We start from the raw sequence: 16,873 nt of genomic DNA on the forward strand, positions 1-16,873 counted from the left end.
CTAATTATCTCCTTAACCGAATCGGCCAGTGATGTAGTCTTCCGTTAAACGATGCTCAGGCGCAGTGAAGATTTTATCAGTCGCGCCAACTTCTACCAGTCTGCCCAGGTGGAAATAAGCAGTACGGGAAGAAACTCGCGCAGCCTGTTGCATACTGTGGGTAACAATAGCAATCGTGAAGTTTTCTGAAAGCTCAGCAATCAATTCTTCAATGCGCGCGGTTGCGATTGGGTCCAGCGCAGAGCATGGTTCATCCATCAGGATCACTTCCGGAGAAACCGCAATCGTTCGGGCAATACACAGACGCTGCTGCTGACCACCGGATAAACCGGTTGCCGGCTGATCGAGGCGATCCTTTACTTCATTCCAGATACTGGCTTTTTGCAGCGCAGTTTCAACAATTTCATCCAGCTCCGCCTTACGCGTCACCAGGCCATGAATACGCGGGCCATAGGCAACGTTATCGTAGATAGACTTTGGAAACGGGTTCGGCTTCTGAAACACCATGCCAACGCGTGCGCGCAGGTTTACCACATCCATTTTTTTGTCGTAGATGTTGTCGCCATCCAAATGGATATCGCCCTTCACCCGGCAAATATCAATGGTGTCGTTCATACGGTTCAGCGTTCGCAAAAAGGTGGACTTGCCACAGCCAGACGGGCCGATCATCGCCAACACTTCGTTTTTACCGATATCCAGATCGACGCCGAAAATCGCCTGTTTTTCACCATAGAAAACATCAACGCCACGGGTTGTCATACGCGCGTTGTCTTTTAACGTTGGCTTACCTACCGTGCTGGACCAGCCTTCAAAGATTTGTGCCAATTCATCGTTCGTGTTCGTGGTCACTTTAAAACCCCTTAAAAAAATATGTACGGTCTGGTGTTACCAGGTTTTCTCGAATTTCTTACGCAAATAAACAGCCAGCAGGTTCATGATGGCCAGGAAGCCCAGCAGCACCATGATTGCGCCCGATGTTTTCGCAACAAAGGCGCGCTCTGGCAGGTCGGACCACAGGTAAACCTGAACAGGAAGTACTGTAGCAGGGTCTAGCGGGCCACCCGGAATATCGGCAATAAAGGCTACCATACCGATCATCAGCAAGGGGGCTGTTTCACCCAGTGCCTGAGCCATACCAATAATAGTACCCGTCAGCATACCCGGCATCGCCAGTGGCAATACATGGTGCATCACCATTTGCATCTTGGAGGCACCCAACCCCAGTGCAGCCTCACGAATGGATGGCGGCACGGCCTTAATGGCGGAACGAGATGAAATAATAATCGTCGGCAGTGTCATCAGCGTTAACACCAGGCCACCTACAACCGGCGCTGAACGCGGCAGGTGGAACACGTTAATAAATACCGCCAAGCCCAATAAACCAAAGACAATGGATGGCACGGCTGCCAGGTTATTGATGTTGACCTCAATGACCTCTGTTAGGCGGTTCTGCGGTGCAAACTCTTCCAGGTAAATGGCCGCAGCAACCCCAATCGGGAAAGACAGCAGTAACGTGACCAGCAAGGTATAGAAAGAACCGATCATGGCACCCCGGATACCGGCTTGCTCGGGCTCGCGCGAGTCACCTGCGGTAAAGAAGGTGGTGTTAAACTTCTGTCGGATCTCACCTTCGGCTTCCAGACTATCGATCAGAGACAGCTGCAGATCGGTAATACGGCGCTCACTTTCCGGCACGGTACGGTCGACCTGACCTTTCATCACGGCGTCGATTTCATCGTCGGCAACAATCCAGATTTCTTCCGATGTACCGAGCTTCTCGGGGTTAGCCAGCAAACGATCACGAAGTGAGTACTCGGCAATGCTACTGACCAGCGCGTTACGCTGACGAACGGCGGAGCGACCACTTACTTCCGGGAAGCGCTCAGCCAGGGAGGTACTCAGCAGCCCGCGCCAATCGGCCCATTTCAGCTCATCTTCGTCTGTCAGATCGGTAACGCCAATAACATCCGGGTCGTAATTAATGGTCAGCTTGATTTCCGAAGTCATAAAAGACGACGCGCCGCCATAAAAAATGGTACCCAGCAGCATTGCCAGAAACGCCATGCCTAAGCAAATAGACATTATGCCGTAAACCTGAAAACGCTTTTCCTTGGCATAACGGGCCTTCAGGTTTTTCTGCATGCGCTCCTGCTTTACCTCAGCAAGGCGCTCAATGGCATTCAATTGATTAGTCATATTGCTCTCTAAACCTCTTAACCACAGCCAATGCAATCACGTTAAGCATCAGCGTTACAAAGAACAGCATTAAACCAAGCGCGAATGCAGCCAGGGTTTTTGCACTGTCGAACTCCTGATCACCCACCAACAGAGTTGCGATCTGAACCGTGACCGTTGTAACTGCCTCTAATGGATTGGCCGTCAGGTTAGCGGCAAGGCCTGCCGCCATCACAACAATCATGGTTTCGCCAATCGCACGCGATGCCGCCAGAAGCACACCGCTGACGATGCCCGGAAGCGCTGCCGGGAAGATAACCTGTTTTACAGTTTCACTTTTGGTTGCACCCAGGCCGTAGGAGCCATCGCGCAATGAACGCGGCACGGCATTGATAACATCGTCCGCCAGGCTGGATACAAAAGGAATAATCATAATGCCCATAACCAGGCCGGCGGCCAGAGCACTTTCTGAAGAAACACCGTTAACACCGATGCCTTCGAAGAAGCCCTTCAGCTTTGGTGCCATGGTTAATGCCGCAAAGAAGCCGTAGACAACGGTTGGAATACCGGCCAGCACCTCAAGCAGTGGCTTGATAATTGAGCGCACCCGGGAGCTGGCATATTCAACCAAATACACAGCCGTCATCAACCCGACCGGCACCGCAACCAACAGCGCGATACCGGCAATCATCAGGGTACCGACAAACAACGGGATTGCGCCAAAGGCACCGGATGAGCCGGCAACCTCAGCATTAATAGCGATTTGCGGGCTCCACTTAATACCGAACACAAACTCGGTAAATGGCACCTTATGGAAGAAGCGAATAGATTCAAATACGACGGAAAACACAATGCCTACCGTCGTTAGAATAGCGATCATTGAGCTGGCCAGCAGTAAAGCCTCGACCACCTTCTCGAACTGGTTGCGCGCACGCTGTTCGGGCTTGATCAACCGCCAGCCCCAAACACCACCAAGCACAGTCAGGGCAATCACCAGTACGGTTCGGCCTGTGGTGCTGGTTGTCATCAGGTTGTTTAATGCTTCTACCGCCGGATAAAAGGCCGGATCGGAAGCCTCGGTAATAATACCTTTCTGCAGGTTATAGATTTCAGCCCAGACCAGATCCAGGCGCGACCCGGAGAGAGCCTGATAACTTTCCGGTAGCAGAGAAAAAACGGAATTCTGAATTATGACGTCTTGAAACGCACTCCACAGGGCAAGCAAGATAACCCCAGGAATAGCTGCCCATGCCGCAGCCAAAAGACCATAATAGTTGGGTAAGGAATGGAGATACCTAATACCACCAACTGATTGTGCGACATCTACCGAGCGCTTGCGGCCTAAAACAAAAACCGCGGCGACGATGATAATCAGCAACAAAAACAAGGACGAAGACGTCATATTGGCTCCTGAAAAACCTATTATTTTCTGTTATCGCCCTAGCGAAACGGCGCTTTTCCAGTCCTTTCCAGCATTCAGCTAATGGCGACAAACAGAATTCAACTACCTAACGAGCCATTTCCCTGGCTTTCTTTTTACAACGAAAAAAAAGAGCCTGGCTGAGCCGGCTCTTCTTTTTTAAAAGTAATGAATGATTAGTTCATTACCAAAACTTTTTGAGTCTGAACGGCTTTACGCATTTCTTTCAGCTCAGCGCCACCCAGAGGGATCAGGCCTTTTTCAGCCAGGTAACCATCTTCAGCCTGTGCAGCCGGGCTCAGGAACAGCTCAGCATATTCCAGAACGCCAGGGATTACACCGATGTGCTGCTTCTTGATGAAGAAGTGCAGCGGGCGAGAAACAGGGTAAGAGCCATCCGCAATGTTGTCGAAAGTGATATCAACACCGTTGAAGGAAGCGCCCTGCAGCTTATCGCTGTTCTGATCCAGGAACGAGTAACCGAAGATGCCGTAAGCTGTGGTATCGGCATCCAGCTTCTGAACGATCAGGTTGTCGTTTTCACCCGCTTCAACGAAAGCACCATCTTCACGCATAGAAGTACATACTTCATCGCTCAGGCCTTCATAGGCTTCACAGCCTTCTTCCATAACCAGCTCAACGAACGCGGCACGAGTACCGGACGTTGGCGGTGGACCCAGAACGCGGATCGCTACGTTTGGCAGAGATGGATTCACATCCTTCCAGGTTTTATTTGGGTTAGCGATCAGCTTGCCACTCGCATCCGGTACTTCAGCAGCCAGAGCCAGGAACAGATCCTTTTGGGTTACGTCAAGCTTAACGCCTTTCTTGCTGTTCGCCAGAGCGATGCCGTCATAACCGATTTTAACTTCGATAATATCAATACCTTTCTCTGCACAGGCATCGAACTGAGATTGCTTAATGTAGCTTGAAGAGTTTGTAATATCCGGAGTGTTCTCACCCACACCTTCACAGAACAGCTTCAAACCACCACCGGAACCGGTAGATTCAATAGTAGGCGTCGCATAAGAGGTCGCTTTACCAAAACGCTCTGCAACAACGGTTGCAAACGGGTACACTGTAGATGAACCAACGATGCTGATTTGGTCACGGGCGAAGCTCGGTACTGCAGCCATGGTAGCTGTAGTTGCCAGAATCGCAGCAAAAATAGTCTTCTTCACAGGATTTCCTCCAAAAATTTAGGTCTGAGCCTTCAACTCGGGGAAGGATCGTAGACGCCGTTAATGACAATCATATGAATTAAATGTGACAGAAAGATTACAGCCGTCATATTCTGCCGGAGCTGCCGTCTTCTATGTGAATACGGCGGTTTCACGCGTATACTTCCGCCGTATTTTTTAAACCATTTATGACAGTAAGTGCTGCTATATGAAGAAATTAGACGAATCCAACCCTGAACCACGCGGTGAGTTACAGCTACGCGTTTTAGCAATGCCAACGGACGCAAACCCGATCGGTGATATTTCCGGTGGCTGGCTGGTTACCCAAATGGATTCCGCGGCCAGTATCGTTGCCAATCGCATTACCAAAGGGCGCACCGCCACTATGGCGATCGGTGACATGAGCTTCATTCGGCCAATCAAGGTTGGCTCAGTGGTTTGTTGCTACGCCCAGGTTAAATCGGTCGGCCGCAGCTCCGTTCGCATATCCATTGAGGTTTGGAGCCGCATGCCGGAGGATGAAGAGCGTCAAAAAGTAACAGAAGCCGAATTTGTTTATGTCGCCATAGACAGCAATCGGCGGTTGCGTTCGATCAGAGAGGCCTGATCCTGCGGCCTGATGGCCCCACTCATCCATCAGGCCTGTGAACTCAGCATTACAGTAATTCCTGACATCTGTCATTTGTTACAGTTTTATTAACCCGCCGATCAACTATAATTGCTCTTCAAAATTATCATGCGAAGACTGCAATAATGACAAGTACCAGTCCATTATCCTTACTGTTCGGTAAGTCACCTGTTAAGCCGATGCAACAGCACATCGTGAAAGCGTATAGCTGTGCCAAGCTACTGATACCCTTTTTTGAAGCAGCCTACGAAGGCGACTACGCAACTGCGGAGACTGTCCGTCAGGACATCACCCTGCTAGAGCGCGAAGCAGACGCCTTAAAAAAGGATATCCGGAAACACCTGCCAAACAGTTTGTTCATGCCTGTACCGCGATCTGACCTTCTTGAGCTTTTAAGCATGCAAGATCGTATCGCCAACAGGGCAAAAGATATCTCCGGAATTATGCTCGGACGGGAAATGTCCATCCCCGCACCGATCCAACCATTGATGATGAAATACCTTAAAGCGGCCATCAACACCGCAAAACGCGCCAAAAATGCACTGGATGAGCTTGATGAGCTCTACGAAACCGGATTTTCCAGTAAGGAAGTCGACCTTGTGGATACCCTGCTGAAAAAGCTTGATGACCAGGAGCACAGAACTGACGAATTCGAAATCGAAATGCGCCGGTCTCTGAAAGCGATCGAAAGCAACAACCCCCCTATAGACATGATGTTCCTATATCGGGTCATAGAACAGATTGGCGACCTGGCCGATGTTTCACAACGTGTCGGTAGCCGCTTACAAATCCTGATGGCCCGTTAACAAAACCGTTTTAAAATATTTAAGGAATTTCTCATGTCTATCATCAGTGAATATGGGCAGATATTTATTATTTTGGCCTGTATCTTCGGCTTTATTATGGCCTGGGGCGTTGGTGCTAACGATGTAGCCAACGCCATGGGGACGTCAGTCGGCTCTAAAGCCCTGACCATCAGGCAGGCGATTGTTATTGCCATCATATTTGAATTTGCCGGCGCCTATCTGGCCGGCGGGGAAGTTACCGGAACTATCCGTAAGGGGATTATTGACCCGGCTATCATGGCAGATAATCCCGAATTACTCGTCTACGGGATGATGTCCGCACTGCTGGCTGCGGGCATATGGCTGGCCATAGCCTCCTGGCGCGGCTGGCCGGTTTCAACCACCCACTCCATTGTTGGCGCGATTGTCGGCTTCGCGGCAGTGGGCATTGGCGTCGACTCCGTAGCCTGGGGCAAGGTATTCTCCATTGTTATGAGCTGGGTTGTTTCACCGCTGATCTCCGGGGTGTTCGCCTTTATTATCTTTACCAGCGTTTATAAGCTGATTCTCAACACCGACGACCCGTTCACTAACGCGAAACGTCTGGTCCCTGTCTATATGTTTTTCGTCGGCTTCATGATCGCCATGGTGACGTTACTGAAAGGCCTGAAGCACGTTGGTCTTCATATTTCTTTTGGCCAGGCAACGCTTTATGCCGCTGCGGTGGGTGTCGCTGTCATGGCTCTGGGTGCAGCCATGCTCTCCAGAATTAAGATGGATCCGGAAGCGAACAAGGAATTCAGGTTTTACTCTGTTGAGAGAGTTTTCTCCATCCTGATGATTTTCACCGCCTGCGCCATGGCATTCGCCCACGGCTCAAACGATGTTGCCAATGCGATTGGCCCGCTGGCTGCCGTTGTCGGCGTCGTTCAGAACCACGGCGAAATCCTGGCTAAAAGCGCACTGCCCAGCTGGGTACTGTTGCTGGGCGGCTTGGGCATTGTGACCGGCCTGGCCACTTACGGCTATAAAGTCATTGGAACAATCGGCAAGAAGATTACCGAGCTGACACCCAGCCGTGGCTTCGCCGCAGAGCTGGCCGCAGCAACAACGGTAGTGATCGCTTCCGGCACGGGTCTTCCGGTATCAACCACTCATACACTGGTGGGCGCGGTACTCGGTGTCGGTCTGGCTCGGGGCATTTCAGCACTCAACCTTAAGGTTATCGGCAACATTGTCTCTTCCTGGGTAGTGACCCTGCCTGCCGGTGCCGGCCTTTCTATCCTGTTCTTCTTCCTGTTTAAGTCTATATTTGGTTAAGCAGCACCGATTGGGCGTACAATGAGTGCGCCCTTCCCTTTACCATTCTATGCTCTTCTCCGGCCTACAGTGGCCAATTGAGCACCACACCGTCGTCTTACACCCAATATGCGTAGGTGCGTTTTGAGGCGCTATAACAAACTGAGTACTGATAGCGAGCCCAAAAAACCGGGCCTCACCACCGAACCTCTGAACCTCTGAACCTCTGAACCTCTGAACTTCTGAACTTCTGAACTTCTGAACTTCTGAACTTCTGAACTTCTGAACTTCTGAACTTCTGAACTTCTGAACTTCTGAGCCTAACCTCGCTACCCTGATCTTTCCCCTGTAGCCCTGCTATGACGCTGTGAACCAACACTCCCTTCGCAACCAACACGCTGGTCGACCGTGACGCCTCTTAACCGAGGGTAAATGACTATCTGGACTTTTCGGCAAGCATAAAAAAACCCAGCCTAAGCTGGGTTCTTCATTTCGTTAATTCGCTAACTTAGTCTTCGCTTTCTTCAGCTTCAACTACAGGGCGATCAACTAATTCAACGATGGCCATTGGTGCACTGTCGCCAGCGCGGAAGCCACACTTAAGAACGCGCAGGTAACCACCCGGGCGGCCTTGGTAGCGAGGACCTAATTCGTTGAACAACTTACCTACAGACTCTTTTGAACGAGTACGGTCGAAAGCCAGTCGACGATTAGCAACAGAATCTTCTTTTGCTAATGTGATCAGTGGCTCAGCAACACGTCGCAATTCTTTCGCCTTAGGCAAGGTCGTTTTAATCACTTCATGCTCGAACAGGCTGTTAGCTAGATTTTGCAACATAGCCTTACGGTGAGCACTGGTGCGGTTAAAGTGACGACCACTTTTACGATGACGCATTTCTACATTCCTTACCAGTCAGACTAAAGGTTACGCAAGAACCTTGTCGTCATTCTTTAAACTTGCAGGCGGCCATGCTTCCAGAACCATTCCCAGAGACAGACCTTTAGATGCCAACACATCTTTAATTTCAGTTAATGATTTCTTACCCAGGTTAGGCGTTTTCAACAGCTCAACCTCAGTACGTTGAATCAGATCACCGATATAGTAGATGTTCTCTGCCTTCAGGCAGTTCGCACTACGTACGGTCAGTTCCAGATCATCAACAGGGCGCAACAGGATAGGATCGATCTTATCTTCTTCCTTCTCCTGAACCGCTTCTGCCTGATGGTCCAGATCAACAAACGCAGCAACTTGCTGCTGAAGAATAGTCGCTGAGCGGCGAATTGCTTCTTCAGGATCTAAAGTTCCGTTTGTTTCTAATTCAATAACCAACTTATCCAGGTCGGTGCGCTGCTCAACACGCGCGTTATCAACGCTGTAAGCAACACGACGAACCGGACTGAATGTTGCATCTAACTGCAAGCGACCAATTGGTTTACTCTCATCTTCCTCGCTGCCACGGGCTTCTGCTGGTACGTAACCACGACCCATTGAAACTTTCAGAGTCATATTAACGTCTGCGCTACTGCCCATATGAGCAATAACGTGTTCCGGGTTGGCTACTTCCACTCCATGATCAAGCTGAATATCTCCAGCAGTCAGGGTGCCGGCACCAGACTTTTTCAAGACCAGTGTGCACTCTTCGCGATCGTGAAGCTTTACAGCAACATCTTTCAGGTTAAGAAGGATTTCTTGAACGTCTTCCTGTACACCCTCGATTGAGCTGTATTCATGCAAAACACCGTCGATTTCAACTTCGGTGATTGCCGCGCCTGGCATGGAGGACAGCAGAATACGACGTAAAGCGTTACCCAGGGTATGTCCAAAACCACGTTCCAGTGGCTCCAGAGTAATTTTCGCCCGGTTGGCGTTTACTTCCTGCACATCGATATGACGTGGTGTCAAAAAGTCGTTTGCTGAACGCTGCATAGATGCCCCTATTTGCAGTGAGATTACTTGGAGTACAATTCTACAATCAAGTTTTCGTTGATATCAGCGGAGATGTCTGAACGATCAGGTACTGATACGAACTTACCTTCCAGCTTCTTAGCATCAACTTCAACCCAGGAGATTGGATTACGAGAAGCAGCAACTTCCAGCGCATTTTTAATACGCAGCTGGTTTGCAGACTTTTCGCGAACAGATACAACATCACCTGCTTTAACTTGATATGACGGAATGTTTACCGATTGGCCATTCACCAAAATTGCTTTGTGCGCAACCAGCTGACGTGATTCAGCGCGGGTAACACCAAAACCCATACGATAAACAACATTATCTAAACGGCTTTCAAGAAGCTGCAGCAAGTTTTCACCTGTTGCGCCTTTGATACGTGCCGCTTCTGAATAGTAGTTACGGAATTGCTTTTCAAGCACTCCGTACATACGACGAACTTTCTGCTTTTCGCGAAGCTGTACACCGTAGTCGGATAAGCGACCGCGACGAGCACCATGAACACCTGGTACAGTCTCGATCTTACATTTCGAATCCAGTGCGCGGACACCGCTCTTTAAAAATAGATCAGTGCCTTCACGACGAGACAGCTTACACTTAGGACCAATATAACGTGCCATTAATCTCTGTCTCCTTAATTAAACGCGACGCTTTTTAGGCGGACGACAACCGTTGTGTGGGATTGGGGTAACATCAGTAATATTGCTGATGCGATATCCCACTGCGTTTAATGCGCGTACCGCAGATTCACGACCTGGACCAGGACCTTTAACTTCCACATCCAGATTTTTAAGACCATATTCCTGTGCAGCTGTACCAGCGCGCTCTGCAGCGACCTGTGCTGCGAAAGGTGTGCTCTTTCGCGATCCACGGAAACCGGAGCCACCAGCAGTTGCCCAACTCAGGGTATTGCCTTGGCGGTCCGTGATGGTCACGATGGTGTTGTTAAAAGAAGCATGGATGTGCGCAATGCCATCCGCTACTTGCTTTTTCACCTTCTTACGTGACTTCGTACCTGGCTTTGCCATCTTCGATTTCCTATGTAAATTAATTAGTGCAACTCAAACTTAACGTTTGATTGGCTTTTTAGGACCTTTACGGGTGCGTGCGTTATTCTTCGTGTTCTGACCGCGAACGGGCAGATTACGACGATGTCGAATACCACGGTTACATCCCAAATCCATCAAGCGCTTAATATTCATCTGTACTTCTCGGCGAAGGTCACCCTCTACCTCGAATTTACCAACTTCGGTACGAATTTCGTCAAGCTTGGCTTCATCTAAAGAAGAAACCTTAGTTGATGGTTCGATACCGACAGCTTTACAGATGTCATTAGCACGGGTGCGACCAATACCAAAGATATAGGTCAGGGAAATCACCGCATGCTTATTGTCAGGTATATTGACGCCTGCTATACGGGCCATTCAACTTACTCCGTCTTAATAAGATCAACAGGCGACATGCCTGCTGATGTGCTTGCTTCCCCCCAAAACTGAGGGCGCGAAAGAATAGCGCCTGCTACTGCTAAAAGCAAGAGCTATTCCAGTAATAAAATTACCCTTGACGCTGCTTGTGCTTAGGATCAGAACAGATCACACGCACAGAACCATTTCTACGGATAACTTTGCAGCTACGGCAGATTTTCTTTACAGATGCACGTACTTTCATGTTTAACTCCAGTTACCGGCTCAGAAAAGATTACCGGATGATTTCAAATTAGATTTCTTCATCAATGAGGAATATTGATGCGACATCAGATGACTTTGCACCTGAGCCATGAAATCCATAACAACCACGACCACAATCAACAAAGAAGTTCCGCCTAAATAAAACGGCACATTAACAGCCATCACCAGGCCCTGTGGTAACAGAGACACAGCAGTGATGTATAACGCACCGAAGAACGTCAGACGAGCGGACACACCATCGATATAACGGGATGTTTGCTCACCCGGGCGAATACCTGGAATAAAAGCTCCAGATCGCTTCAGATTTTCTGCAACGTCTTTCGGGTTAAAAGTAACCGCGGTATAGAAGTAGCAGAAGAACACAACCGCTGCAGCAAACAGCACCAGGTATAACGGCTGGTTAGGGCCCAGCAAAATAGCCAGATCCTGCAACCACTCCATACCTTCATTTTGACCGAACCAATTACCCAAAGAGGCAGGGAACAGTAAAATACTGGAAGCAAAAATAGGTGGGATTACACCCGCCATATTCACTTTCAAAGGCAAGTGACTGCTTTGAGCCTGAAAAACCTTACGGCCTTGCTGACGCTTCGCATAGTTAATCGTAATACGACGCTGACCACGCTCGATGAACACAACAAAAGCAACAACGGCCACTGCGAACAAACCAACCAGCAGTAGCGCGATAATGCTCAGGTCACCAAGCCTGGCAGATTCAAAACTTTGACCAATTGCGCCTGGCAAACCAGCCACAATACCGGAAAAGATAATCAGAGAAATACCGTTACCAATACCGCGTTCTGTGATCTGCTCGCCCAGCCACATCAGGAACATAGTACCTGTCGTGAAGGTTACCACTGAAACGAAATAGAAGCTGAAAGTCGCAGCAAACGCGATACCCTGACTGGCCAGACCAGCAGAAATTGCGAAAGACTGGACAGTCGCCAGCACCAAAGTTAAATAACGGGTGTACTGAGACATCTTACGACGCCCGGCTTCACCGTCTTTCTTCAGCTGTTCCAGTTGTGGGCTAACAACAGTTAGCAGTTGCATGATAATTGATGCACTAATATACGGCATGATGCCGAGTGCAAAAATACTCATACGCTCAAGAGAACCACCGGAGAACATGTTAATCATGCTCAGGATAGTGTCTTGATTACGCTCAAAAAGAGCGGCCAATTGGTCTGGGTTAATCCCAGGTACAGGAATGTGCGCGCCGATCCGGTATACCAGCAATGCCAGCAACACAAATCGAAGGCGAGCCCAAAGCTCGCCTAATGCACTACCACTAATTCCTGCCGGTAGTCCTTGATTGGTCATAGGTAATTATTCCTCTACCTTGCCGCCTGCTGCTTCAATTGCAGCTTTTGCACCTTTAGTGACTTTCAAGCCTTTCACAGTCACAGCGGATTTGATCTCGCCAGACAGGATTACTCGAGCACTCTGAATTTTTTCACCGATGATATCGGCTTTCTTCAATGCTGCCAGGTCGACGACTTCGCCTTCAACCAGAGCCAATTCGTGCAAACGAATTTCTGCAACCAGAGGGGCTTTACGCGAGTTAAAACCAAACTTAGGCAGACGACGTTGCAAAGGCATTTGACCGCCTTCGAAACCAGGCTTAACGGAACCACCAGAGCGAGACTTCAGACCCTTGTGACCACGACCACCGGTTTTACCCAGGCCAGAACCGATACCACGACCTACACGCTTAGCGGAAGTCTTAGCACCCTCAGCCGGGCTTATCGTATTTAAATACATACCATTACTCCTCAATAACACGAACTAAGTAGTTCACTTTATTGATCATTCCGCGTACAGCGGGAGTATCTTCGAGTTCACGAACCTGATTCATTTTAGTCAGACCCAAACCTTTAACCGATAAACGGTGCTTAGGCTGACAACCAATCGGGCTGCGAACTAACTGAACTTTAACTGTTTTATTAGCCATGGTTTCTTACCCCAGAATATTTTCAACAGACAGTCCACGCTTTGCAGCGATTTCGTCTGGAGAACGCATCATGGACAAACCTTTAACCGTTGCACGTACAACGTTTGCCGGGTTTGTAGAGCCATAACACTTCGCAAGAATGTTGTGTACACCTGCAACTTCCAGGACAGCACGCATCGCACCGCCTGCAATTACACCAGTACCTTCAGAGGCTGGCTGCATGTACACCTTGGAACCACCGTGACGAGCGCTTACAGGGTACTGCAGAGTGCCATCAACGATGTTTACTTCAACCATATTTCTGCGAGCAGAATCCATAGCCTTCTGGATAGCAACAGGCACTTCTTTCGCTTTACCGCGACCGAAGCCAACCTTACCGTTACCATCGCCAACTACTGTTAAGGCTGTGAAGCCGAAAATACGACCACCCTTAACAACTTTCGCTACACGGTTAACCTGTACCAGTTTTTCCTGCAGATCACCGCCAGCTTGAACTTGATCATTATTCGCCATCATTCACACCTTAGAATTTCAGGCCGCCTTCACGGGCCGCGTCTGCCAACGACTTAATACGACCATGGTATTTAAAACCAGATCGATCAAAAGCCACCTCTTCAATACCGGCTGCTTTAGCGCGCTCTGCAATCAGAGCACCGACTTTAGCTGCAGCTTCGGTATTACTTGTTGCGCCTGAACGCAGTGACTCATCCAATGTAGATGCATTGGCGAGCACTTCGTTGCCAGTAGGCGCGATGATTTGCGCGTAGATATGCTGGTTTGTGCGGTTTACACACAAACGATGCATACGCAAATCGCGAATTTTTACGCGGCTGCGAAGAGCACGGCGTAAACGGGAAACTTTCTTTTCGCTCATAACCTATGCCCTTACTTTTTCTTAGCTTCTTTACGACGAACGTATTCGTCAGCGTAACGTACACCTTTACCTTTATAAGGCTCTGGCGGACGGAATGCGCGGATTTCCGCAGCAACCTGGCCCAACAACTGCTTATCGGCACTTTTCAGTACGATTTCAGTGTTGCTTGGCGTTTCAGCAGAAACACCTTCTGGCAGGCTGTAGTCAACAGGGTGAGAGAAACCCAGAGTCAGGTTTACAACGCCACCAGCTGCTTTTGCACGATAACCAACACCGTTCAGTACCAGTTTCTTTTCGAAACCCTGAGAAACACCGGTAACCATGTTGTTAACCAGCGCACGCATAGTACCGGACATAGCGTGAGCTATTTTACCGCCATCACGTGGTGAAAAAGTAAGCGCTTCACCTTCCTGCTTGATTTCAACAGAAGGATGCTGAGCTTGAGTCAAAGTTGCCTTACCGGCCTTAACTGTAATGGATGCAGTATCCAGTTTAACTTCAACACCGGAAGGAATTGTCACAGGAGATTTTGCTATTCGAGACATGCTATTTACTCCTTAGAATACTTCACAAAGGACTTCACCACCAACTTGAGCAGCGCGAGCTGCACGGTCAGTCATGACGCCTTTTGAAGTGGAAACAATAGCAATACCCAAACCGCCTGATACTTTAGGCAGATCCTGTGCGCCACGGTATTGACGTAAACCAGGACGGGAAATTCGCTTAATCGATTCGATTACCGGCTTGCCTTCGAAGTATTTCAGCTCAATGGTCATGATCTTCTTAACATCACCTTCTACAGTGAAGTCACCTACATAACCTTCGGCTTTCAATACTTCAGCAACTGCAACCTTCTGCTTAGAAGAAGGAAGTGCAACTGCAGCATGACCGGAACGCTGTGCATTACGAATACGTGTGAACATATCCGCAAGCGTGTCTTGCATACTCATTGAATGTAACCTCTATAATCAGCTAAAACGCGGTAGCCGGAGCGTTATTGCTCCGGCCCAGGCCGTTTTGCTTACCAACTTGCTTTTTTAAGCCCCGGAACATTGCCTAACATGGCTTGTTCACGGAGAACGTTTCGGGACAGGCCAAACTTACGGTAAACCGCATGTGGACGACCAGTCACCTGACAACGGCGCTGCATTCTAACAGGACTTGCGTCTTTTGGAAGCTTTTGCAGTGCAATTTGTGCTTCCCACACTTCCTCATCAGATGATGCAGGATTCTTAATAACTGCTTTCAGCGCTGCACGCTTTTCAGCGTACTTAGCTACAGTCTTGGCGCGCTTAGCTTCGCGAGCCTTCATACTCTCTTTAGCCATGAACCTTACCCCTTAGCTTTTAAACGGGAAGGACAACGCTTTCAACAGAGCGCGGCCTTCATCATTGGTGCGAGCCGTAGTAGTGATAGTAATATCCATACCACGCAATTTATCTACTTTATCGTATTCGATTTCTGGGAAGATAATCTGCTCTTTCACACCCATGCTGTAGTTACCACGACCGTCGAATGACTTCGGGTTAATACCACGGAAGTCACGTACACGAGGCAAAGAGATATCAACCATACGATCCAGGAATTCCCACATGCGATCTTTACGCAGGGTAACCTTGGCACCGATAGGCCAACCTTCACGAACCTTAAAGCCTGCAACGGATTTACGCGCTTTAGTCACAACAACTTTCTGACCAGAAATTGCTTCTAAATCTTTAACTGCGCTTTCCAGCTGCTTCTTGTCGCCCAGAGCTTCACCAACACCCATGTTCAAAGTGACTTTGGTGATGCGTGGAACTTCCATTACGTTCTTGTAACCGAACTCTTTTAGAAGCGCGGGTACAACGTCAGATTTGTATAGATCTTTGAGTCTAGACATAGTCGTATCCCTTATTCACCAATTACTTTGTTAGTGGATTTGAAGATTCGAACCTTGGTTCCATCTTCGTTCAGTTTGAAGCCAACACGGTCACCCTTAGAGGTTTCCGGGTTATAGATAGCAACGTTAGAGGCTGCGATCGGTGCTTCCTTCTCGATGATGCCACCCTGCACTTGAGCGTGCGGGTTTGGCTTCTGGTGTTTTTTAACCATGTTCACACCAGACACCAGGAATTTGTCACCTTTCTTCGCGTCAAAAATCACAGCAGTGATCTTGCCACGCTTGCCTTTATCTTTGCCGGCGATAACGACGACGTCGTCGCCTTTAATTAACTTACGCATTTTTTCTCTCCACTTCCTGCTTCCGTCTCATACGAAAGCCCCGTGAGGGGCTTAAAGTACTTCCGGTGCCAGGGAAATGATTTTCATGAATTTTTCAGTACGCAGTTCGCGGGTCACAGGGCCGAAGATACGAGTACCAATCGGCGCGTTAGACGCGTTTAGCAATACTGCTGAGTTCGTGTCAAAACGAATGATAGAACCATCCGGACGACGAACACCTTTTTTAGTGCGAACAACAACCGCGTTCATCACTTGGCCTTTCTTAACTTTGCCGCGAGGAATTGCTTCTTTCACGGAAACTTTAATCAGATCGCCAATGTGCGCGTAACGACGGTGTGAGCCACCCAGTACTTTAATACACTGGACTCGTTTAGCTCCGCTGTTGTCAGCAACATCCAATACGGATTCTGTTTGGATCATCTCTCAAACTCCCGAATTAAACGCGGACTGCGCGTTCGTCGATACTTACCAACCGCCAAGTCTTAGACTTAGACATAGGACGGCACTCTTCGACAGTCACGGTATCACCCATGCCACACTCATTCTTTTCATCGTGAGCGTGAATCTTGGTTGAGCGCTTAACGAATTTCCCGTAGATCGGGTGCTTCACTTTGCGCTCTAGCAATACTGTGATTGTCTTGTCAGCTTTGTTGCTGACAACTTGACCAGTTACGGTACGAGCTGTTTTTTCAGACATA

25 protein-coding genes are annotated in these 16,873 nt (G+C 48.9%); 3 read left to right on the forward strand and 22 right to left on the reverse strand.

Annotated features, from left to right (window positions below):
• Positions 1-12: 12 nt before the first annotated feature.
• The 4 genes from pstB to BCF53_RS15585 all read right to left on the reverse strand — a co-directional run bounded on the left by pstB (position 13) and on the right by BCF53_RS15585 (position 4,776).
• Positions 13-759, reverse strand: coding sequence for a phosphate ABC transporter ATP-binding protein PstB (gene pstB / locus BCF53_RS15570; RefSeq protein ID WP_243645850.1), 747 nt, complete (start codon positions 757-759; stop codon positions 13-15).
• Positions 760-885: 126 nt separating this feature from the next.
• Positions 886-2,196, reverse strand: a complete 1,311-nt coding sequence (gene pstA, locus BCF53_RS15575; protein WP_132703029.1) for a phosphate ABC transporter permease PstA — start codon at positions 2,194-2,196, stop codon at positions 886-888.
• Entirely contained in the window at positions 2,189-3,577 is a 1,389-nt protein-coding gene (gene pstC / locus BCF53_RS15580; protein ID WP_132703031.1) for a phosphate ABC transporter permease subunit PstC, read from the reverse strand. Before pstC ends, pstA begins: the two co-directional genes overlap by 8 nt.
• 194 nt (positions 3,578-3,771) lie before the next feature.
• The gene (locus BCF53_RS15585; protein ID WP_243645848.1) at positions 3,772-4,776 is read right to left on the reverse strand and encodes a substrate-binding domain-containing protein; all 1,005 of its coding nucleotides are present in this window, start codon (positions 4,774-4,776) and stop codon (positions 3,772-3,774) included.
• Positions 4,777-4,984: 208 nt separating this feature from the next.
• On the opposite strand from BCF53_RS15585, the gene BCF53_RS15590 reads away from it, so the two are divergent.
• The 3 genes from BCF53_RS15590 to BCF53_RS15600 all read left to right on the forward strand — a co-directional run bounded on the left by BCF53_RS15590 (position 4,985) and on the right by BCF53_RS15600 (position 7,509).
• Positions 4,985-5,383 carry an acyl-CoA thioesterase gene (locus tag BCF53_RS15590; protein ID WP_132703033.1) on the forward strand — a complete coding sequence of 133 codons (399 nt, stop codon included), beginning with the start codon at positions 4,985-4,987 and terminating at the stop codon, positions 5,381-5,383.
• Between the two features lie 146 nt (positions 5,384-5,529).
• Positions 5,530-6,210 (forward strand): TIGR00153 family protein, encoded by a 681-nt coding sequence (locus BCF53_RS15595; protein WP_132703035.1) that lies wholly within the window; start codon positions 5,530-5,532, stop codon positions 6,208-6,210.
• A 33-nt stretch (positions 6,211-6,243) separates the two neighbouring features.
• Complete coding sequence (locus BCF53_RS15600; protein WP_132703037.1) at positions 6,244-7,509, forward strand: inorganic phosphate transporter; 1,266 nt, start codon at positions 6,244-6,246, stop codon at positions 7,507-7,509.
• A 487-nt stretch (positions 7,510-7,996) separates the two neighbouring features.
• Here the strand turns inward: BCF53_RS15600 and rplQ are convergent, their stop codons facing one another.
• The 18 genes from rplQ to rpsQ all read right to left on the reverse strand — a co-directional run bounded on the left by rplQ (position 7,997) and on the right by rpsQ (position 16,872).
• Complete coding sequence (rplQ, locus tag BCF53_RS15605) at positions 7,997-8,383, reverse strand: 50S ribosomal protein L17 (protein WP_132703039.1); 387 nt, start codon at positions 8,381-8,383, stop codon at positions 7,997-7,999.
• 30 nt (positions 8,384-8,413) lie between these two features.
• Positions 8,414-9,415, reverse strand: a complete 1,002-nt coding sequence (locus BCF53_RS15610) for a DNA-directed RNA polymerase subunit alpha (protein ID WP_132703041.1) — start codon at positions 9,413-9,415, stop codon at positions 8,414-8,416.
• A gap of 23 nt (positions 9,416-9,438) precedes the next feature.
• Positions 9,439-10,059 (reverse strand): 30S ribosomal protein S4, encoded by a 621-nt coding sequence (rpsD, locus tag BCF53_RS15615; RefSeq protein ID WP_132703043.1) that lies wholly within the window; start codon positions 10,057-10,059, stop codon positions 9,439-9,441.
• An 18-nt stretch (positions 10,060-10,077) separates the two neighbouring features.
• Positions 10,078-10,467: a 30S ribosomal protein S11 gene (gene rpsK, locus BCF53_RS15620; protein WP_132703045.1), complete on the reverse strand. Its 390-nt coding sequence runs from the start codon at positions 10,465-10,467 to the stop codon at positions 10,078-10,080.
• Between the two features lie 39 nt (positions 10,468-10,506).
• The gene (rpsM, locus tag BCF53_RS15625; RefSeq protein ID WP_132703047.1) at positions 10,507-10,863 is read right to left on the reverse strand and encodes a 30S ribosomal protein S13; all 357 of its coding nucleotides are present in this window, start codon (positions 10,861-10,863) and stop codon (positions 10,507-10,509) included.
• 130 nt (positions 10,864-10,993) lie between these two features.
• Positions 10,994-11,107 (reverse strand): 50S ribosomal protein L36, encoded by a 114-nt coding sequence (gene rpmJ / locus BCF53_RS15630; RefSeq protein ID WP_132703049.1) that lies wholly within the window; start codon positions 11,105-11,107, stop codon positions 10,994-10,996.
• A 20-nt stretch (positions 11,108-11,127) separates the two neighbouring features.
• A complete protein-coding gene (gene secY / locus BCF53_RS15635) occupies positions 11,128-12,450 on the reverse strand; it encodes a preprotein translocase subunit SecY (RefSeq protein ID WP_132703051.1) in 1,323 nt (440 codons plus the stop codon).
• Between the two features lie 6 nt (positions 12,451-12,456).
• A complete protein-coding gene (gene rplO, locus BCF53_RS15640; protein ID WP_132703053.1) occupies positions 12,457-12,891 on the reverse strand; it encodes a 50S ribosomal protein L15 in 435 nt (144 codons plus the stop codon).
• A 4-nt stretch (positions 12,892-12,895) separates the two neighbouring features.
• A complete protein-coding gene (rpmD, locus tag BCF53_RS15645; protein WP_132703055.1) occupies positions 12,896-13,081 on the reverse strand; it encodes a 50S ribosomal protein L30 in 186 nt (61 codons plus the stop codon).
• A gap of 6 nt (positions 13,082-13,087) precedes the next feature.
• Positions 13,088-13,594: a 30S ribosomal protein S5 gene (gene rpsE, locus BCF53_RS15650; RefSeq protein WP_132703057.1), complete on the reverse strand. Its 507-nt coding sequence runs from the start codon at positions 13,592-13,594 to the stop codon at positions 13,088-13,090.
• A 10-nt stretch (positions 13,595-13,604) separates the two neighbouring features.
• Positions 13,605-13,955: a 50S ribosomal protein L18 gene (gene rplR / locus BCF53_RS15655; protein WP_132703059.1), complete on the reverse strand. Its 351-nt coding sequence runs from the start codon at positions 13,953-13,955 to the stop codon at positions 13,605-13,607.
• A gap of 11 nt (positions 13,956-13,966) precedes the next feature.
• Positions 13,967-14,500, reverse strand: a complete 534-nt coding sequence (gene rplF, locus BCF53_RS15660; protein WP_132703061.1) for a 50S ribosomal protein L6 — start codon at positions 14,498-14,500, stop codon at positions 13,967-13,969.
• 12 nt (positions 14,501-14,512) lie between these two features.
• Positions 14,513-14,905, reverse strand: coding sequence for a 30S ribosomal protein S8 (gene rpsH / locus BCF53_RS15665; RefSeq protein WP_132703063.1), 393 nt, complete (start codon positions 14,903-14,905; stop codon positions 14,513-14,515).
• Between the two features lie 71 nt (positions 14,906-14,976).
• Positions 14,977-15,282, reverse strand: coding sequence for a 30S ribosomal protein S14 (rpsN, locus tag BCF53_RS15670; protein ID WP_132703065.1), 306 nt, complete (start codon positions 15,280-15,282; stop codon positions 14,977-14,979).
• Positions 15,283-15,294: 12 nt separating this feature from the next.
• The gene (rplE, locus tag BCF53_RS15675; protein WP_132703067.1) at positions 15,295-15,834 is read right to left on the reverse strand and encodes a 50S ribosomal protein L5; all 540 of its coding nucleotides are present in this window, start codon (positions 15,832-15,834) and stop codon (positions 15,295-15,297) included.
• Positions 15,835-15,845: 11 nt separating this feature from the next.
• Entirely contained in the window at positions 15,846-16,175 is a 330-nt protein-coding gene (rplX, locus tag BCF53_RS15680) for a 50S ribosomal protein L24 (RefSeq protein WP_132703069.1), read from the reverse strand.
• Positions 16,176-16,226: 51 nt separating this feature from the next.
• Entirely contained in the window at positions 16,227-16,595 is a 369-nt protein-coding gene (gene rplN / locus BCF53_RS15685; RefSeq protein ID WP_132703071.1) for a 50S ribosomal protein L14, read from the reverse strand.
• A 16-nt stretch (positions 16,596-16,611) separates the two neighbouring features.
• The gene (gene rpsQ, locus BCF53_RS15690) at positions 16,612-16,872 is read right to left on the reverse strand and encodes a 30S ribosomal protein S17 (RefSeq protein ID WP_132703073.1); all 261 of its coding nucleotides are present in this window, start codon (positions 16,870-16,872) and stop codon (positions 16,612-16,614) included.
• Position 16,873 lies beyond the last annotated feature (1 nt).

Source organism: Reinekea marinisedimentorum (genome assembly GCF_004341165.1).
GTDB lineage: Bacteria > Pseudomonadota > Gammaproteobacteria > Pseudomonadales > Natronospirillaceae > Reinekea > Reinekea marinisedimentorum.

Excerpts from the sequence above, each read along its gene's own strand:
- pstB (WP_243645850.1), bottom strand. The coding sequence starts at position 759 with ATGACAACCCGTGGCGTTGATGTTTTCTATGGTGAAAAACAGGCGATT.
- pstA (WP_132703029.1), bottom strand. The coding sequence starts at position 2,196 with ATGACTAATCAATTGAATGCCATTGAGCGCCTTGCTGAGGTAAAGCAG.
- pstC (WP_132703031.1), bottom strand. The coding sequence starts at position 3,577 with ATGACGTCTTCGTCCTTGTTTTTGTTGCTGATTATCATCGTCGCCGCG.
- BCF53_RS15590 (WP_132703033.1), top strand. The coding sequence starts at position 4,985 with ATGAAGAAATTAGACGAATCCAACCCTGAACCACGCGGTGAGTTACAG.
- BCF53_RS15595 (WP_132703035.1), top strand. The coding sequence starts at position 5,530 with ATGACAAGTACCAGTCCATTATCCTTACTGTTCGGTAAGTCACCTGTT.
- BCF53_RS15600 (WP_132703037.1), top strand. The coding sequence starts at position 6,244 with ATGTCTATCATCAGTGAATATGGGCAGATATTTATTATTTTGGCCTGT.
- rplQ (WP_132703039.1), bottom strand. The coding sequence starts at position 8,383 with ATGCGTCATCGTAAAAGTGGTCGTCACTTTAACCGCACCAGTGCTCAC.
- BCF53_RS15610 (WP_132703041.1), bottom strand. The coding sequence starts at position 9,415 with ATGCAGCGTTCAGCAAACGACTTTTTGACACCACGTCATATCGATGTG.
- rpsD (WP_132703043.1), bottom strand. The coding sequence starts at position 10,059 with ATGGCACGTTATATTGGTCCTAAGTGTAAGCTGTCTCGTCGTGAAGGC.
- rpsK (WP_132703045.1), bottom strand. The coding sequence starts at position 10,467 with ATGGCAAAGCCAGGTACGAAGTCACGTAAGAAGGTGAAAAAGCAAGTA.
- rpsM (WP_132703047.1), bottom strand. The coding sequence starts at position 10,863 with ATGGCCCGTATAGCAGGCGTCAATATACCTGACAATAAGCATGCGGTG.
- rpmJ (WP_132703049.1), bottom strand. The coding sequence starts at position 11,107 with ATGAAAGTACGTGCATCTGTAAAGAAAATCTGCCGTAGCTGCAAAGTT.
- secY (WP_132703051.1), bottom strand. The coding sequence starts at position 12,450 with ATGACCAATCAAGGACTACCGGCAGGAATTAGTGGTAGTGCATTAGGC.
- rplO (WP_132703053.1), bottom strand. The coding sequence starts at position 12,891 with ATGTATTTAAATACGATAAGCCCGGCTGAGGGTGCTAAGACTTCCGCT.
- rpmD (WP_132703055.1), bottom strand. The coding sequence starts at position 13,081 with ATGGCTAATAAAACAGTTAAAGTTCAGTTAGTTCGCAGCCCGATTGGT.
- rpsE (WP_132703057.1), bottom strand. The coding sequence starts at position 13,594 with ATGGCGAATAATGATCAAGTTCAAGCTGGCGGTGATCTGCAGGAAAAA.
- rplR (WP_132703059.1), bottom strand. The coding sequence starts at position 13,955 with ATGAGCGAAAAGAAAGTTTCCCGTTTACGCCGTGCTCTTCGCAGCCGC.
- rplF (WP_132703061.1), bottom strand. The coding sequence starts at position 14,500 with ATGTCTCGAATAGCAAAATCTCCTGTGACAATTCCTTCCGGTGTTGAA.
- rpsH (WP_132703063.1), bottom strand. The coding sequence starts at position 14,905 with ATGAGTATGCAAGACACGCTTGCGGATATGTTCACACGTATTCGTAAT.
- rpsN (WP_132703065.1), bottom strand. The coding sequence starts at position 15,282 with ATGGCTAAAGAGAGTATGAAGGCTCGCGAAGCTAAGCGCGCCAAGACT.
- rplE (WP_132703067.1), bottom strand. The coding sequence starts at position 15,834 with ATGTCTAGACTCAAAGATCTATACAAATCTGACGTTGTACCCGCGCTT.
- rplX (WP_132703069.1), bottom strand. The coding sequence starts at position 16,175 with ATGCGTAAGTTAATTAAAGGCGACGACGTCGTCGTTATCGCCGGCAAA.
- rplN (WP_132703071.1), bottom strand. The coding sequence starts at position 16,595 with ATGATCCAAACAGAATCCGTATTGGATGTTGCTGACAACAGCGGAGCT.
- rpsQ (WP_132703073.1), bottom strand. The coding sequence starts at position 16,872 with ATGTCTGAAAAAACAGCTCGTACCGTAACTGGTCAAGTTGTCAGCAAC.